This window comes from Sphingobacterium sp. BN32 (genome assembly GCF_030503615.1).
Taxonomy (GTDB): Bacteria; Bacteroidota; Bacteroidia; order Sphingobacteriales; family Sphingobacteriaceae; genus Sphingobacterium.
Genome location: NZ_CP129963.1, coordinates 1215328 through 1233813 on the forward strand (window position 1 = coordinate 1215328; position 18486 = coordinate 1233813).

An 18486-nucleotide genomic window follows, 5' to 3' on the forward strand; every position below is an offset into this window, starting at 1 on the left:
TTGCAAAAATATTTTTTTTATTCAAGGCTTTCCGTAACTTGTAATATAAAACCTAATAATTGAGGAGGGGCGGATAGGATTCACCAATTTGAAAGTCCGCATCGTAGTGAGGCCATTTATAAACATTCATAGCTAATTTAAACGAACAAACATGAAACACGCTTACACCCTTTACCTTCGCAAAAGTACTTAGTGTAATTCCCACACGATTTGCATTTTTATCCTAGCTAACGTATTTCGATGGCATGGGACACTATTGCGCAAAATTTTGGGAATCGACCAAGATATCATAACCTAATAAAGTCTTTCTTTCGTATCAAGGATTTATTGTAATTATTAGGGCATTCTTTAATTAAAAATATTTGCATATGTAACCATTACCCAACTCAAAAAAAACAACAAAACAACTAATATATTAAACTATGGGAAAATCAATTAAATCCATTAGTGGCTCCTATCTTCCTAAAGGGCTACTAAGGGGTGGTTTCCTGCTTTCTTTGGGACTTTTGTCAATCAGCAATATGGCTGTTGCCGAAGGCAACCTTTGGAATAGGATATCAACCCATCCACTACATGCGGTACAATCTACCGTAAAAGGCCGTGTATTAGATGCTAATACGAAAGAGCCTATTGCCGGAGCTACTGTTAAAGTGGTCGGCAAATCGACTGCCACTTCCACCGATGATGCTGGTAATTTTGAGATTAGCGCTTCAGCAAACGATGTGCTTGAAGTATCCTATATTGGGTATCTGAAGGCTTCCTCGGTGATCACTTCGGCTTCTCAAAACATTACGATCGAAATGGCTGTTGACAAAACGACCTTCGAAGAGGTCGTGGTAACGGGCTATGGTGCTCAGCGCAAGAAAGACTTGACGGGTTCTGTTGCTGTCGTAAATGTCAGTCAATTAAAATCTCAACCAGCAGCAACTGCAGTAGAAGCCCTGCAAGGGCGAGCAACAGGGGTACAGATTGTAAATGATGGTGCTCCGGGCTCGACTCCTCAAATCCGTATTCGCGGTTACAGTACGATCAACAACAATGAGCCTTTATATGTTATCGATGGTGTTCCGTATGAAGGAAAGCTAAGCTGGTTCAACCAGAACGATATCGAGACCATGCAGGTACTGAAAGATGCTTCTGCGGCATCCATCTATGGTGCGCGTGCGAATAATGGTGTTGTAATTATTACAACAAAATCGGGAAAAGCAGGTAAAACCTTGGTCAATGTTGATGCTTATGCTGGCGTCGGCGTGCCGAATAGAGGGGCATTTCCAAAAATGCTAAGCCCGCAGCAAGTAGTCGATATGAAGAATACCCTGTTCAAAACGAATAACGTAGTGCCCGATTATCTATTGGCTGGTGCAAAAAATAAGGATATCACGGCGGCAGACGTGGACATGGCTAAATATTATTATAACATAAAAGATGCAAACAACTTCTACCAAATAACGAAGGCCAACAAAGAGGGAACCAATTGGTTCGATGAATTGTCGCAGAACGCGCCTATACAATCTTATCAAATTGGAGCAACTGGCGGTAGCGAAAATGCTACCTACGCATTCTCCGGTGGCTATTTGGATCAAAAAGGTACGGTTATCCACACCGGCTTCAGACGTTATAACGGACGCACAAATACCCAATTCTCGGCATTAAATAAGAAACTACGTTTCGGTGAGAACTTACAATATAGTTATACCGAAGGTTATGGCTTCGGGGTAAACCCGAATACTGCCGGAGGGTATATCGGTGAAGGTTCGGTAATGGGTTTTGCATATCGTATTCAGAATGTTGTTCCGGTATATGATGAAGGTGGAAACTTCGCAGGTACGAAAGGCGGATGGGGTAATGGTCAGAATCCTGTAGCGATGTCCTACCGCGCGAAAGATAATATGAATCGTCAGAACTTTTTCTTCGGAAATGCCTTTGCAGAATACGATATAATCCAGGGATTGACTGCAAGGACTAGTTTCGGTATCCGTTATGAAAATTATAATGGCTTGAGCTACAACTATCCGAACCCTGAATTCACGGAAGGATCGTTCAACAACGGTATGAGCGAATACCATGGCTATACCACCGAATGGACTTGGACCAATACTTTAAACTACAAACCAAATCTTGGCGAAGACCATAGCTTAAATGTGCTCGTTGGTACGGAAGCAATCAGCAATCGCAATAGAGGTATCAGCGGCTCTAGAAATGGTTATTTCATTTTGAACAGTTTGGACTATTTCTACCTAGATGCTGGTAGTACAAATATCAATAATGGTGGCTCAGGTTCGGTTGGCTCTATGTTCTCCTTAATGGGTAAGGCTGATTACTCGTACAAAGACCGCTACCTATTGAGCGCTACAGTTCGTCGCGACGGTTCGTCTAACTTCGGTGAAAACAATCTATATGGGGTATTCCCAGGTATCAGCGGTGCATGGCGTATTTCGCAAGAGGAATTCGCGCAGGGCGCAGAATGGTTAACTGATTTGAAACTACGTGCAGGATACGGGGTAACAGGTAACCAACGCATCAGTGCATACGAATACTTAGCACGCTATAGAGCTTCTTTAACCCAGTCATCTTATCCGATTAATAATGAGGTGGTGACAGGTATTTGGAAAAGTAACTACCAAAATCCGGATATCAAATGGGAGCAAGTAAAATCATTGAACTTGGGTATTGACTTTGCTGTTCTTCAAGGCGACTTAGACGGTTCCATCGATTGGTACAATAAAGCAACAGAAGACATGTTGTTCCGCGTTCCTCTGCCTGCAACTTCAGTAGGTCGTGCAACTTCGCCATATCAAAATATTGGCGAAATGCGCAATCGCGGTATCGAGGCAAGCTTAGGATATCACTATGGCCGCCGTCAGGAAAAACCTTTCACTTTAGATGTTACCGGTACGATATCAACCTATAAGAACGAGGTCGTATCCTTAGCGCCTTCTATTACGCAAGTTAACTATGGGGCATTCCGCAGTATGCAGACCTCCTTACTCAAAACAGGGGAAGAGTTCGGTGCTTTCTACGGTTACCAAGCTGATGGAGTTTATAACGACGATGCAGAGCTTAAAAACTCTCCAATATATCCAGGAGCGCGCTTGGGCGGTGCAAAATACAAAGATATCAACGGCGATGGCAAGATTGATCCTGCCGACCGTACGATCATCGGTAGCCCGCACCCTGATTTCGTCTACTCTTTAAATCTTGCAGCAGCTTACAAGGACTTTGATTTAACCTTATTCTTCTACGGTTCTCAAGGTAATGACCTTTACGAAGCAACGCGTTACTTCACAGATTTCGGTGTTTTCAATGGACAGTACAGCACACGTTTATTAGATGCTTGGAGCCCGAACAATACAGGTAGCGAAGTTCCATCAATCATCGGTCAGGGCGATCTTAATGAAATGGAGGTAGCTACTTCATCACTATACATCCAGGATGGTAGTTTCCTAAAGCTTAAAAACTTACAGATCGGTTATAATTTAAACACAACCAAATTGTTTGGACAGAATACGTCGTTCAATAAAATGCGTATCTATTTTGGAGCAACAAATCTATTCACGATTACGAAGTACACAGGTCTAGATCCAGAGATTTCAGCTACACCATCGGATTACCCGGCATTGGGTGTTGACTTTGGGGTTTATCCGCAATCTAGACAGTACACTTTAGGCGTGAGCTTAGGATTCTAGGATTTTTATTATTTCAAAAGAACAAATATTATGAAACGTTATAAACTATATACCTATCTAATCGCTGGCGCCTTAGCGCTGAGCTCATGTGGGAAGGACTTCTTGAAGAAGCTACCCCAAGGGGAGCTTTCTGAGCCACAGGTAGGAAATAAAGAAGGAGTTGAAGGTTCCCTTTTAGGAGCCTACAGCATATTAAATGGTAATGTAAGTGGAACCTGGGGCAATTATGCATCTGCGCCTAGCCAATGGCTTTTTGGCGAGGTCGCTTCTGATAATGCGCATAAAGGATCAGAAGGTGGTGACCAACCTTACATGGCTAATATTGAAAGTTATAAAGCAACGAGCGTCAATGATAACTTGAGCACCATGTGGCAAGTTTATTATGAAGGGGTATTGCGCTGTAACAATACATTGAAACTGCTCGCTGCCGATCAAAGCGGTAAGAAAGAGATTACTGAAGAGCGAGCAAAGCAAATTCAGGGGGAAACCAAAATGCTGCGTGCGCATTATTATTTCTATTTATGGCGCATCTTCAAAAAGGTTCCATACCTGGATGAAAATACCACCGCCGATGAAGCATTGAAGATTGGTAACGACGTTGATGTGCTTCCGAAAATCGAAGAAGACTTGCGCTTTGCCGTTGCTAACTTGAGTGAGCAGAAATATAATAACGATGCCGGACGCATGAATAAGCGTGCTGCGCAGGCTTATCTTGGCAAAGTGCTTTTGTATAATAAAAAGTATCCAGAAGCGCTCACCTTGTTTAATGCGGTGATGGCAGGAACAGATTTGACAAGTATGCCTTTCTGGAATAACTTCGATGTAACCAAAGAAAACGGGCCAGAAGCGCTTGTCGTTTCTAAGCATGCGATCAATTCTAACGGTAATGCAGAGAATGGTAATGTCGGCGATATGCTTTCAGGTTTGTCAGGAACTGCGCCAGTAAACTGCTGTGGATTTTATCAACCAACGATTGATCTTGTCAATGCCTACAAGGTAGACGCAAATGGTCTTCCCTTGTTAGATAACTACAGAACCAACCCTTACGTTTCTGACTTCGGTTTGCCAGCAGGCCAAAAAGAAGGCTATGAGTTAAACGTCGATTTGTCGTTTGACCCTCGTTTAGACTATACCGTTGGTCGTCGAGGCGTACAATACCTTGATTGGGGTGTTATGCCAGGCGACTCTTGGATTAGAGAAGCTGTAACGGGTGGTCCGTTCGTAGGAATCAAAACAATGATACCAAAGTCGCTTTTTGCTGCACAAGCAGCACCAGGCGAGCCATATATCACAGGTTTAGATGTTAACATCATTCGTTTAGCAGATGTGTATTTAATGGCTGCAGAATGCGAAATCGAAGCAGGAAGCTTAGCGAATGCATTGAAATTAGTCAATGCGGTTAGAACACGCGCAGCATCCTTAGCGCCGAAGAAAACTGAATCTGGCGTAAATGCAGCGAAATATAATGTTAAACCTTATCCATCCTTCCCCGATAAGAATTTCGCCCTTAAAGCGGTGCGTTTCGAGCGTCGCCTAGAGTTAGCGATGGAAGGACACCGATTCTTCGACTTAGTGCGCTGGGGAATCGCAAAATCGACGCTGGAAAGCTATTCAGCATTCGAAGGCAATATCATCCCGACCTACAAAAACTTGGTGTTCAATGCGAACAACGAGTATTGGCCGATACCGCAAGAAGAGCTTGATAGAAATAGCAATTTGAAGCCTAATTAAATGAAAAGCTGCCTGAAAAGGCAGCTTTTTCATTTAATTAGGCTTCAGTATTTAGTATTTAGTAGTTAGTATTAAGACCTAGGGTGGGAATATACGTTAGATATAAGGTGTGAGATTTTTGTTTTGAATACCAAGATAGGAAAGATGTAAGGATATGCAGGATTTTTGTCTTGAACCAGGAAAGGAAGGATGAAAAGATTAACATGATCCTGTCAATCCTTAAATCCTTGTTTTCTTGGTTCAAGACAAAACTCATCCTTCTTTTTCAAAGTTTAAAGACAAACTTTCCTTCCTTTCCTGTCAAAATCTTATATCTAATATCTTATATCTAACGTCTAAACCCGACCTAGGTCTAATTACTAACTACTAACTACTAAATACTACCCAATTCAAACCCCAATCAAACCCGCTCAGAAGCGGGTTTGATTGGGGTTTGAATTGGGTTTACAATGGGTTATCAAGGGTTGTGTCTAATCTTAGGTATCACTTTAATCTATTTCTCTTATATTTACCGATTATTGAAAATCAACCTTATGAAAAGAATCGTTGCGACTTGTTGTACATTACTGGTCTCTATCGCTGTTTTTGCACAGAACTATAGTGAGCTCAGTGGGCTTTTTCAGAACTCTACGGTGCTGAACAAGCATTATGTGGGTTTCAGTTTATACGACTTGTCGAGCAAGCAATTTGTTTATGGGCAGAATGAGGATAAGCATTTCACGCCGGCGTCCAACACCAAAGTCTTTACGCTTTATACGGCATTGAAGCTGATAGGAGACTCTATTCCAGGCTTAGCCTATGTGGAGCGCGGCGACTCTTTAATATTTTGGGGGACGGGCGATCCGACGTTCTTGCATGCGAAGTTTAAGGATGCTAAGGTTTTCAACTTTCTGAAAGATTCTAAGAAGCAGTTATATTATGCGGCGACAAAATCGCAGGAGCCTTTCTACAGAAATGGTTGGTCGGTAGAGGATTATGAGTATTATTATCAACCGGAGGTTTCGGTACTTCCGATGTATGGCAATGTGATCTTATTTAAAGAGCAGGCCGGAAAACTAGAACTTACGCCGCGGTATTTCGATCGATATCTTAGTTATAAGCAGGACACGACGTCTAGGTTCTTGATACACCGAGATTATGGTTCGAATGTGATGGACTATAATTCCGTTCCATTGCCAAAGGGATATATCAATGAGAAACCTTTTCATGTTACGGATTCGTTGCTGATCAATTTGCTTCAGGACACGCTGAAGAAGTCTGTTGCTTTGCTGCATGCTCCTTTGGCATCAGATGCGAAAATTATATACTCGGTAAAAACGAGAGATGTGGTACGCGAGATGATGCTGCCGAGCGATAATTTTCTGGCCGAGCAATTGAACATGGTTGCGTCGTTCGTAAAAAACAGAGCTTTCCATACCAAAAGTCTGCGGCAGCATATGCAAGATGAGTTTTATCGTTTCTTTCCCGATACGATCGAGTTGAGGGATGGTAGCGGGCTGTCTTCATATAATAAGATTACGCCTCGGAGTATGGTAACCTTATTGAACTGGATTCATTCCGACATTCCGAACGAAGCCGATAAGTTTTATCTTTTTCCTGCAGGCGGCCTTGAGGGTACTTTAAAGAATGTTTATCCAACGCCGGGAGGGAAGCCTTATGTTTGGGCAAAAACAGGCACAATCAATTCGGTTCATTGCCAGAGTGGCTATATCGTCACGAAAAAGGGTACTCGTTTTGCTTTCTCATTTCTAAACAATAACTTTCTCGGGAGTGCCAGCCCGGTTCGTAAAGAAATGGTGAAAATAGTTAATTATATCTACGAAAACTATTAGTCGTAATTCAATACATTTGGGTATATTCGCTTAGCATTTTATGAAAATTATCAAGAAAAACGATAAGCGATTAATTCGTTCATGGTCCATGTATGATTGGGCTAATTCAGCTTACAATTTGGTTATCACTTCAACCATTTTTCCTGTTTATTATACAACGATTACAAGTAATAAAGAAACTGGCAATGATGTCGTTTCTTTTTTTGGTATTGAGCTTGTCAACACGGCATTATCGAATTTTGCCTTGTCTATCGCATATCTCTTAATGGCGATATCGCTGCCTTTTATTTCGGCCTATTCCGATGCAGCGGGGAAGCGAAAGTTCTTTATGAAATTGTTTACTTATATAGGCGCAATCGCCTGTATGGGTTTGTTTTTCTTCAAAATCGAAACCCTAGAGTTGGGTATTATATTCTTTGCGCTCGCCGCCATGGGATACATTGGCGGGGTGGCCTTCAATAACTCGTATTTGCCGGTTATCGCGACGCCCGATCAGCAAGATAGGGTGAGTGCTCAGGGATTTGCCTATGGCTATGTAGGCTGCGTAACTTTGCAGCTGATCTGCTTTGTTTTTGTGTTCAAGCCCGATTGGTTCGGCATAACCGACCCCTCTTTACCTGCCAGAATATCCTTTTTCTTGGTAGGTCTTTGGTGGATTTCCTTCGCACAGATACCTTTCCGATTTTTGCCTAGAAATAAGCCTACGATAGAGAACGAGAAGTTATCCTTCTTTGTCAAAGCGAAAAAGGAGTTTATGTCTGTATTGGGGAAAATTCGTCAGATTCCTGCGATCAAGCGCTTCTTGCCGGCTTATTTTTTTTATGCCATGGGCGTGCAGACGATTATGATCGTTGCTGCCGCATTCGGTGAAAAAGTATTGAATTTGGGCGCAACGAAGCTTATCGCTTCTATTTTACTGATCCAGTTGGTTGCTATCGGTGGAGCCTTTATTATGTCGGGTTTGGCGAAGCGATTTGGGAACATTAAGGTATTGATTTTTGTTGTTACGATTTGGATCTTCATCTGCATCGCTGCATACTTCCTGAGCAACGAATACCAATTCTATGGAATGGCATTTTTAGTAGGCTTATTGATGGGAGGGATACAGTCCCTTTCCCGATCGACCTATTCCAAGCTTATCCCTACTGATGTTGAGGATACTACCGCATTTTTCAGTTTCTACGATGTTTCCGAAAAGCTAGCGATTGTGATCGGACTGTTCACTTTTGGGATGATCGAGCAGCTTACGCATAATATTCGTTATTCAGCACTTTGTATGTCTGTATTTTTTATTATTGGGCTATTGTTGTTGTTTCGTGTTTTAAAATTTAATAAATTACAGATTATTCAACGCTATTAATGCATAAAGTCGAGCTATTTATACCTTGTTTTATTGATCAACTTTATCCGGAAACAGCCTTCAATACCATTAAGTTATTGGAGAAGGCTGGCTGTGATGTGATATATAATACAGAGCAAACCTGTTGTGGTCAACCTGCCTATAACGCAGGGTTTTGGGATGATGCGAAGTCTATTGGCCAAAAGTTTCTAAACGATTTTACGGAAGAACATCCTATTGTTTCGCCATCAGCCTCTTGTACGGGGATGGTGCGTGAGGGATATGATGATCTTTTCACGAATACAACGGACCATAACCGTTGTCGCGGTATTCAGCGCAATATTTTCGAAATATCGGACTTTCTGGTCAATGTGATGAAGAAGGAGTATTTCGGTGCCGAGCTGGTGGGTAGGGCGGTTTATCATGATTCCTGCTCCGCGCTTCGCGAGTGTAAAATAAAAGAAGAGCCACGGGTCTTGCTTAGCCACGTTGGCGGGTTGGAGATTGTCGAGATGCGCGATCAGGAGACCTGCTGCGGTTTTGGCGGTACTTTTGCGGTGAAGTTCGAAGGGATTTCATCGGCGATGGCAGAACAGAAGGTGAAAAATGCCTTGGCTGTCAACGCGGAATACATCATATCGACCGATGCATCTTGCTTGCTGCAATTGCAAGCTTACATTGATAAACATCAGTTAGCGATCAAGACGATACATCTGGTAGATGTACTGACGTCTGGATGGGCTAACATTTAAAACACTAATATTTAAACTATGAACTCAAGAAGAGAATTTTTAAGAAATCTAGGGTTAGTTGCAGCTGGGGTAACCATTGCACCTTCTTTGGATGTTTTTGCAGCGAAGAAAAGCTGGTTTGATATTTCTTTGGCTGAATGGTCATTGCATAAGAAATTGTTTAAGGGTGATCTGAAAAACATCGACTTCCCTGAGTATACAGCGAAGAATTTTGGTATTTACGGAGTTGAATATGTAAATCAATTCTTTAAGGATAAGGCGCAGGACATGACCTACTTAAAGGATTTGAACAATAGAGCAAAAGACAATGGCGTAAAGAACGTATTGATCATGATTGATGGCGAAGGTTCTTTAGGCGATCGCGATGAGAACAAGCGTCTAAAAGCTGTAGAGAATCATCATAAATGGATTGATGCTGCAAATTTCTTAGGATGCCGTGCAATTCGCGTCAATGCGGCGGGTGAGGGAACGAAGGAAGAGGTTAAGGACCAAGTGGTAAAAAGTCTTTCTTCATTAGCAGATTATGGTAAGAAAGGAAAAATCAATGTTATCGTTGAGAACCACGGCGGCATTTCATCGCATGGCGACTGGTTGGCTGATGTGTTGAAAACGGTAAACAAAAAGAACTGCGGTAGTCTTCCAGACTTTGGCAACTTCTATGAATACGACCGTTATCAAGGGGTTACCGATTTGATGCCGTATGCAAAAGGAGTGAGCGCGAAGTCGCATGCTTTTGATGCAAAGGGCAATGAAACAGGTATTGACTATGCTAAGATGATGGATATCGTGAAGAAGGCTGGATATAGAGGCTACGTGGGAATTGAGTTTGAAGGCGATAAAATCAGTGAAGACGAGGGTATCAAATTAACGAAAGCCTTGTTGGAGCGTTTTAAATAGACGTGGTGAAGAAGTATTTGCATAAAATACTGATACTAATTTTAATAAGCTGTGCTACAGTTGCTCAAGGGCAATCTAAAGAAGCGAAGCTTCAAGTATGGCAAGACAGTTTAGCAGGTCTGGGGCGCGCTATGTTCTCCAGACTTTCTGAACCTGAGCGGATGCAGAAGAACTTTACCTTTGTGAAGACCCTAGTTTCTGCATTGAAAGAAAACAACTCCTATCAGTTTGCTTTTCCAAAGCTCAAGATGATTTCTATTCTGAACTCTCCGGATCAGAATTTCCGTATTTTTTCATGGAATTTACCTTTAGATGATGGATCCTATCTTTATTATGGTGCCATTCAATTCGCAAGCAGTAACGGCGAGTTGGAGTTGATTCCGTTATTAGATAAGACTTTTGAGATCAAGGATCCTTCGAAAGCGATGGTCAAGGCCGATAATTGGTATGGCGCGCAGTATTATGACATCCGGAAATTGGGGGCGAACGCTTATGTTCTACTGGGTTGGAAGGGGCATCATGCTGATTACACGCAGAAAGTGATCGATATTGTGGAATTGCAGGGACCTAAACAGGTTGTCTTTGGTAAAAATGTTTTTACAGACGATCGGACTTTATCGCGAAAGATATTTAAATATACGCGTCAGGCGAGTATGTATTTGCTGTTTAATCCAAAGGCGAACCGTTACGAATTTGATCATTTAGTGCCTGCGGATCCCAAATTAGAAGGCAATTTTAAGTATTATGGGCCCGATTTATCCTATGATGCCTATTATTTGGACAAAGGCTCACTTCGTTTCGTATCTGACGTGGAAGTATCCAATGCCACTCGTGGGGATGAAGATAGCTTCTTGGCACCAAATCGGAGGGAGATCAAAAAGGAAAGCGGTTTTTAAATCCTATGGAGATTGTGAATAAAAATTTGTTTATTTGCTTTTTCAATAAAATTATGTTCTGTAGATAATCACACATAAAACTAAATTAAACGATAATATATGAATCAAGAGAGAGACGCAGATTTAGTCCAGCACCTTGCCAAACAAGGAGTTGACGACAAGATGGTTATGGGCCATCCAGCCAGTCTTTTTGTACTCTTCTTTACTGAGATGTGGGAGCGTTTCAGTTATTATGGGATGCGTGCATTGTTAACTGTATTTTTAATTACAGAGATCGCAAAAGGCGGTTGGGGTTGGACTAATGCTGAGGCCATGAATTTATATGCATGGTATACAGGACTAGTATATTTAACGCCATTGATCGGTGGTATGATTGCCGATAAATTAACGGGGTATAGAAAGGCGATTATCTTAGGTGCATTGATCATGACGCTGGGTCATGCTTCGATGGCATTAGAGACCTTCAATAACTCATATTTCTACATCGGATTGGTATTGATGATCTTAGGAAATGGTTTATTCAAACCAAATATTTCCTCAATGGTAGGTCAACTATATCCGGATAGTAGCTCTAAGAAAGATGCAGGTTATACTATTTTCTACATGGGTATCAACTCGGGAGCTTTCCTAGGGATGTTATTATGTGGTTATATTGGTGAGAAAGTAGGTTGGCATTATGGTTTTGGACTTGCTGGGGTATTTATGTTCTTCGGTATGATTCAGTTCTATTTTGCACAAAGAATATTTGGTATCATCGGTGAAAAACCGGGTACTAAACATAATCCAGAGGATAAATTAGTAAGCGTTCAAGAAGAAGATCATACACCTGCAAACGTGGTGAGAGATCGTCTGATCGTTGTTGCTGTATTGATGATTGCGAGTATCTTCTTTTTCTTTGCGTTTGAACAAGCGGGTGGTTCAATGACCATTTTTGCAAAAGATTATACGCAACGGGTGCTCTCAGGTAATTCTGGTGAGATCTTTAAGTGGGTCGATGCCGCTTTAACGATCTTCCCGATCATGATCGTGACCTATGTACTCTTCAAATTATCGCAAAAGATTGTCGCTAAATACCCGCTAACGGTATTATTTACAGCTATATCATTCGCCATTATTTGGGGATTGGGTATATGGAAGGTTTACAGAGAATTTAGCTTAGACCAGACTGAAGTAACGGTTTCCTGGTTCCAAATTTTGAACTCTTTCTTTATTATTACGTTAGCTTCCTCATTCAGTAAGCTATGGGAAAAGGTGTGGAATCCATCAGGACCGGTGAAGTTTGCCTTCGGATTGCTATTAGTAGGCGTGGGTTTCTTGGCTTTGGCCTATGGATCGATGTCTATCCCTCAGGGGGCAAAAACAGCATCGGTTAGTATGATTTGGTTAATTTTAGCCTATTTCTTCCATACAACTGGAGAGCTTTGTCTGTCGCCGGTTGGTTTATCTTATGTAAGTAAACTGTCGCCTAAGAAGTTCGCGGGACTATTATTTGGTCTTTGGTTTACAGCTTCGGCTATTGCAAACTTTATTGCAGGTAAAACAGGATCGTACATTGACTATATCGTTCAGACGTATTCGATGACGACTTTCTTTCTGATCATTGCCGCATTACCAGCGGGAGCAGCTTTATTATTATTGTTGTTCAATGGTAAATTGAAGAAGATGATGCACGGTATCAACTAAAGATATCTCGTTAATAGGAAAGCCGGTTTGTTTTACAGACCGGCTTTTTTTGTGAAAGCGTCTGATTTCAAAGATCTTTAAAGCCTTTCATTCCTTTTGTCGCTTCACTGGAAACATGAAAGTTTTTCTGAACATGTTTGTTTTCAAGGACCATTCTTATCCTCATTTTTGTTGCTGTTTCATTGGAAATATGGAATTTTTGCATGGAATTATCCAATTAATCAAATAATAGTTCGCTTAAATTATTACTTTTACACGTTTGAATAAAATTGATGTTTGGGAGCATCCTTTTTATTTCTTGCGATTGTGATCTTCTGTCATGCGTTTCGCTCGATGGGAGTATTGGCGGAGGCTATGGCCATTGTTGTTTGAACAATCGTATATTAATCTAAATAGTAATTTTTGATGAATCGAGAATCAGAAGCTTCATTTTCGGAAGAACTAGTGAAGCAGGGGATTGATGGCAGTCTAGTTTTAGGGCATCCATCGGGTCTTTTTGTGTTGTTTTTTACGGAAATGTGGGAGCGTTTTTCCTTTTACGGGATGCGCGTATTATTAATTAACTTCCTTACGAGTGCGGTTATTTCCGGGAGTCCGTTCTCCGGTTGGGGCTGGGATCCAGTACAGGCAGGAGCATTATATGGTACTTATGCCATGTTATTGTATATCACGCCCATCTTCGGGGGGATAGTTGCCGACAAGTATCTGGGATATCGCTACGCTGTCGTCGTCGGTGCCGCGATTATGACCTTGGGTCACCTCTTCATGGCATTTGACACGCCATTGTTTCTATATCTGGGTTTAGGTGCCTTAGTCCTTGGTACCGGCTTCTTCAAACCTAATATGACTTCTATACTTTCCGAGATGTATAAGAAATTCCCACAGAAGAAGGATGGAGCATACACTATTTTCTATATGGGTGTAAACTCTGGTGCTTTCTTCGGGATGATGCTATGTGGATATTTGGGAGAGAAAGTAGGCTGGCATTGGGGATTTGGTCTTGCGGGTATCTTCATGTTCTTAGGGACACTGCAGTTTTGGTTCGCAAAACCCATCTTTGGTAAGGTCGGCGATCCACCAAGTAAAGAGTTGGCTGCTGAGAAGGCTGCTGTTGTTAATACAGACTTGCCGGAGGATAAACCTAATCCTTTTACCAAAGTAGATTCTATTCTAATCTTTGTGATGACTGTTTTAGGATTGGCGTTCGCTTTCAACGATCCGCTTTCGAAGATTGCTGGTGTCGATGTGCTTTCGAACTTTCAAATTGGATCGATGGCAGGACAGAATGTGGCAATCCTGATTGCGCTAGCATTGTTTTTGTTTGTGGTAATCTCCAGGTTAACTAGATATACCAAAGTTGTTCGAGATCGCTTGATAGCCGTTATTATATTCGCCTTTTTCGTGGTGTTTTTCTGGATGTCATTTGAACAAGGCGCATCGTCCTTGGTGATTTTTGCCCGCGAGAATGTGGATAGAAGTCTTTCTGGTAGCTCGTTGACCATCTTTAATATCATCAATACCTTACTTACTGTTGTTCCTTTGGCTTTAGTGACTTATGTAGTCGTGCTATTGACAAAGAAAACCTATGGCAAGGCGCCACTGTCTAACGTTGTGCAGTTTATTTGTTTTGCCGGTGTTTGGGCTGTTGCGCTATGGATGTTGTATAACGAGTTTACGGCGGAGTCTTCGGAGATTACGGTTTCCTGGTTCTCCATTATGAACTCATTCTTCATTATCACCTTTGCAAACTTTGTTTCTAAAATTTGGGATTCTAAATATAATCCGCCAGCGACCTTTAAATATGGCTTTGGTCTAATCATTATGGCAATTGGATTCGGGTTGCTCGCATTCGGTGCTTATGGTATTCAGGATGGTATCAAGGTATCCATGGTATGGCTGATATTGGCTTACATGTTCCATACTTTGGGCGAGCTATGCCTATCGCCGGTGGGCTTATCCTACGTTTCCAAGCTGGTGCCTGCAAGAATGATCGGATTTATGTTCGGTATGTGGTATCTGGCGATTGCAATCGGTAATAAGTTGGCAGCCATCTTAGGTGGACAGATTGAGGTTATTACCAAACAATATTCTTTAAGTACATTTTTCTTGATCTTTACGATTGTTCCAATAGTAGCTGGGTTATTGGTGATGATGCTTCATCCGGTAATCAAGAAATTAATGCATGGCGTAAAATAATTTAAATACAATAATTAGCATTATGGCTACAGGAACACACAATACGCTTGAAGAAATTCAAGACTTTAAAGGGAAGTATCCAAAGCAGATCTGGAGATTGTTCTTCTCGGAGATGTGGGAGCGGTTCTGTTTTTACGGAATGCGCGGTATGTTGGTTTTTTTCATGATTACCCAACTTAATTTCGGGGAGAAAGAAGCTAACTTACAGTATGGAGCAACGCAGGCATTTGTATATGCCTTTACATTTATCGGCGGGCTTTTCGCAGATAAGATTCTCGGGTTTCGGAAATCGCTGTTCTTCGGCGGATTATTGATGATTATCGGTTCAGTATTATTATCGATCGATACCCATCAGTTTTTCTTCTTCGGGTTGGCATTTATTATTATCGGAACGGGCTTTTTCAAGCCTAACATCTCGACAATGGTAGGGGAGCTGTATAAAGATGGCGATAGCCGTCGTGATGCGGGTTTCTCTTTATTTTATGCGGGTATTAACCTAGGTGCTTTCCTAGGGGGATATATCTGCGTGGCTATCGGAAAAGGTTACATGCTGAGCTCGGTAATCGATGAGGCACATCGTTGGAATGTCGCATTTGGTTTGGCGGCTGTCGGAATGTTGATCAGCTTGATCAATTTCCAGTTTACCAAGCATGAGCTAGGACCTATTGGCTTGCAACCCGGGCATCCCGATGCCATTGTCAAGTCTAAGCCTTTGCCGAAATGGGTTGAATATGCGGTTTACATCGGAACCTTGCTGTTAGTGCCATTGATTCAGGTCATGGTTTCAAAAACAGAGTATACAGATTACTTTATGTACACGATCGGCCCCTTGACTTTGATCTATCTGTTTTTTGAGATGTCAAAAGTGGAGAAAAAGGAACGTCATAAGCTAATCGCTGCCCTGATCTTTATTTTATTCTCGATTGTATTCTGGGGAATATATGAGCAGAGTGGGGGGTCCTTAAGCATCTTTGCTGCCAAGAATTTAAATGATTCAGTATTAGGTGGAGCATTCCGTTTAGATCCAAATGGAGTTAATAATTCCGGAGGAGCCTTCTTCATTATCATTTTAGCGCCTGTATTTGGCCTACTTTGGTTGTGGATGGCAAAGCGCAAGATCGAGCCAAATACGGTTATTAAGTTTGGTTTAGGGTTCTTGTTCTTAGGCTTGGGATTCTATGTGCTGTATGCTACTCGCTTTTTCGCAGTTGACGGAATGACATCTTTAGACATCTTTACGCTGGCCCTATTAGTCATCACGGTTGGGGAGTTATGTTTGTCTCCCATCGGATTGTCGATTATGACGAAGTTATCGCCTGCGAAGTTGCAAGGTATTATGATGGGGATGTGGTTCCTTGCGAGTGCCTACGGACAATATGTGGCCGGATTAATCGGCGCAAATATGGCCGAAGCAAGAGAAGGCGATTCGCTTATGGATAAATTAATCACTTACACGGAGGGCTATAAGCAACTCGGATTGTATTCTTTGATCGCAGGAGTGATCTTAATAGCACTATCACCGATGATCAAAAAGTTGATGCATGGGGTAAATTAATCCTTAAGATCTTATATATAAGCCGGTTTGTAGTAACAAATCGGCTTTTTTGATTTTTATGCCTTGCTAGAAAGGGTTAATAGTTCGGCTAAATTATTACCTTTACATTTCAAAAAGTATACAGTGTCAGACAGTATTGTTATTATTCCGACTTACAACGAGAAGGAGAATATAGAAAGAATTATCAGAAAAGTGTTTTCATTGGAGATTCCATTTCACATTCTAGTGGTGGATGACGGCTCTCCCGATGGTACTGCTCAAATTGTAAAAAGCTTACAACAAGAGTTTCCCGGCGAACTGCACTTGGAAGAAAGAAGAGGTAAGTTAGGATTAGGAACAGCATACATTCACGGCTTTAAGTGGTCTTTGCAGCGGAACTATGAGTTCATCTTCGAAATGGATGCAGACTTTAGCCATAATCCGGATGATTTGATGAGATTGCGTGCCGCCTGCTTAAACGATGGCGCTGATATGGCCATCGGCTCAAGATATATTAAAGGTGTCAATGTTGTGAACTGGCCAATGAAGCGTGTTTTGATGTCCTACTTCGCTTCTGGATACGTGCGCATGATTACGCGCATTGATATTCGCGATGCAACTGCGGGTTTCGTATGTTTTAGAAGAAAAGTACTAGAGACAATTAACTTAGATAAGATTAAGTTCGTCGGTTATGCTTTCCAGATTGAGATGAAGTTTACAGCGATCAAATATGGGTTCAACGTCGTTGAAATTCCTATCATTTTTACTGATCGAACCCTTGGTACTTCGAAGATGAGTACTAAGATTTTTAAAGAGGCATTTTTCGGAGTGATCCAGATGAAAATTGCTAGTTTTTTCAAAAATTACAATAAATAACGAATTTTTCTGTTTTATTGAGTAGAGTTGTCCAATATATGAACGAAAACCTTGACCCAAATCCCGAAAGATTGACCCCCACAGATAAAGACTTGGAGCGCGTATTGCGGCCCCAGACTTTTGATGACTTTACGGGGCAAGCTAAGATTTTGGAGAACCTTTCGATATTTGTTAGAGCGGCAAAGCTTCGCGGAGAAGCTTTAGACCATGTTTTGCTACATGGCCCTCCAGGACTTGGTAAGACAACCCTGTCGCATATCATTGCAAATGAGATGGGCGTGGGGATTAAGATTACCTCCGGACCTGTATTGGATAAGCCTGGAGATCTTGCAGGACTACTGACAAATCTTGATGAAGGTGATATCTTATTCATTGACGAGATACACCGGTTAAGCCCCCTAGTTGAAGAATATCTGTATTCTGCCATGGAGGACTTCAAGATTGACATCATGCTGGAGACAGGACCTAATGCACGTTCTGTTCAGATTTCCTTGAATCCATTTACCTTAGTCGGTGCAACGACGCGTTCAGGTTTGCTTACAGCGCCATTACGTGCTCGCTTCGGTATCAACTCAAGGTTGCAATATTATGATGCGAAATTGTTGACGGATATTATCATGCGCTCAGCAATGATTCTTAATGTTCCGATATCCGAGGAAGGAGCATTCGAGATTGCGCGGCGCAGTCGTGGTACACCACGTATCGCAAATGCATTGTTGCGCAGAACGCGTGACTTTGCGCAGATCAAAGGGAATGGTTCTATCGATATGGCCATCGCTCAGTTCGCACTGAACGCATTAAATGTAGATGAGCACGGTCTTGATGAGATGGACAACAAAATATTGAGCACAATTATTGATAAATTTAAAGGTGGTCCGGTGGGCGTGAAGACGATAGCGACGGCAGTTGGAGAGGATGAAGGCACCATTGAAGAAGTATATGAGCCCTTTTTAATACAAGAGGGATACCTAATGCGAACCTCTAGAGGTAGAGAGTGTACAGAGCTTGCATTTAAACATTTAGGAAAAACAAATCATTACAAAGGAAATACATTGTTTTAAGTT

At 41.8% G+C, this 18486-nt stretch carries 12 protein-coding genes; all 12 read left to right on the top strand.

Translation table 11 applies throughout. From position 1 onward, the window contains the following. Window positions 1-422 precede the first annotated feature (422 nt). The 12 genes from QYC40_RS05045 (at window position 423) to ruvB (ending at window position 18483) form a co-directional block, all read left to right on the top strand. Entirely contained in the window at window positions 423-3686 is a 3264-nt protein-coding gene (locus QYC40_RS05045) for a TonB-dependent receptor (RefSeq protein ID WP_301992762.1), read from the top strand. 30 nt (window positions 3687-3716) lie between these two features. After that, window positions 3717-5417, top strand: a complete 1701-nt coding sequence (locus tag QYC40_RS05050; protein WP_301992763.1) for a RagB/SusD family nutrient uptake outer membrane protein — start codon at window positions 3717-3719, stop codon at window positions 5415-5417. Window positions 5418-5950: 533 nt separating this feature from the next. Then, window positions 5951-7249, top strand: a complete 1299-nt coding sequence (locus QYC40_RS05055) for a D-alanyl-D-alanine carboxypeptidase (RefSeq protein ID WP_301992764.1) — start codon at window positions 5951-5953, stop codon at window positions 7247-7249. 40 nt (window positions 7250-7289) lie between these two features. Next, entirely contained in the window at window positions 7290-8609 is a 1320-nt protein-coding gene (locus QYC40_RS05060) for an MFS transporter (protein WP_301992765.1), read from the top strand. Beyond that, the gene (locus QYC40_RS05065) at window positions 8609-9340 is read left to right on the top strand and encodes a (Fe-S)-binding protein (RefSeq protein ID WP_301992766.1); all 732 of its coding nucleotides are present in this window, start codon (window positions 8609-8611) and stop codon (window positions 9338-9340) included. The genes QYC40_RS05060 and QYC40_RS05065 overlap by 1 nt, the downstream gene beginning before the upstream one ends. A gap of 18 nt (window positions 9341-9358) precedes the next feature. Next, window positions 9359-10237 (top strand): sugar phosphate isomerase/epimerase, encoded by an 879-nt coding sequence (locus QYC40_RS05070; protein ID WP_301992767.1) that lies wholly within the window; start codon window positions 9359-9361, stop codon window positions 10235-10237. 5 nt (window positions 10238-10242) lie between these two features. Then, window positions 10243-11133 carry a hypothetical protein gene (locus QYC40_RS05075; RefSeq protein ID WP_301992768.1) on the top strand — a complete coding sequence of 297 codons (891 nt, stop codon included), beginning with the start codon at window positions 10243-10245 and terminating at the stop codon, window positions 11131-11133. A 99-nt stretch (window positions 11134-11232) separates the two neighbouring features. Next, on the top strand, window positions 11233-12816 hold the full coding sequence (locus QYC40_RS05080) for a peptide MFS transporter (RefSeq protein ID WP_301992769.1): 1584 nt from the start codon (window positions 11233-11235) through the stop codon (window positions 12814-12816). Window positions 12817-13221: 405 nt separating this feature from the next. Beyond that, entirely contained in the window at window positions 13222-15012 is a 1791-nt protein-coding gene (locus QYC40_RS05085; protein ID WP_301992770.1) for a peptide MFS transporter, read from the top strand. A gap of 22 nt (window positions 15013-15034) precedes the next feature. After that, window positions 15035-16567: a peptide MFS transporter gene (locus QYC40_RS05090; protein ID WP_301992771.1), complete on the top strand. Its 1533-nt coding sequence runs from the start codon at window positions 15035-15037 to the stop codon at window positions 16565-16567. A gap of 123 nt (window positions 16568-16690) precedes the next feature. Beyond that, window positions 16691-17422, top strand: coding sequence for a polyprenol monophosphomannose synthase (locus QYC40_RS05095; RefSeq protein ID WP_301992772.1), 732 nt, complete (start codon window positions 16691-16693; stop codon window positions 17420-17422). 38 nt (window positions 17423-17460) lie between these two features. After that, window positions 17461-18483 carry a Holliday junction branch migration DNA helicase RuvB gene (gene ruvB, locus QYC40_RS05100; RefSeq protein WP_301992773.1) on the top strand — a complete coding sequence of 341 codons (1023 nt, stop codon included), beginning with the start codon at window positions 17461-17463 and terminating at the stop codon, window positions 18481-18483. Window positions 18484-18486: the final 3 nt, after the last annotated feature.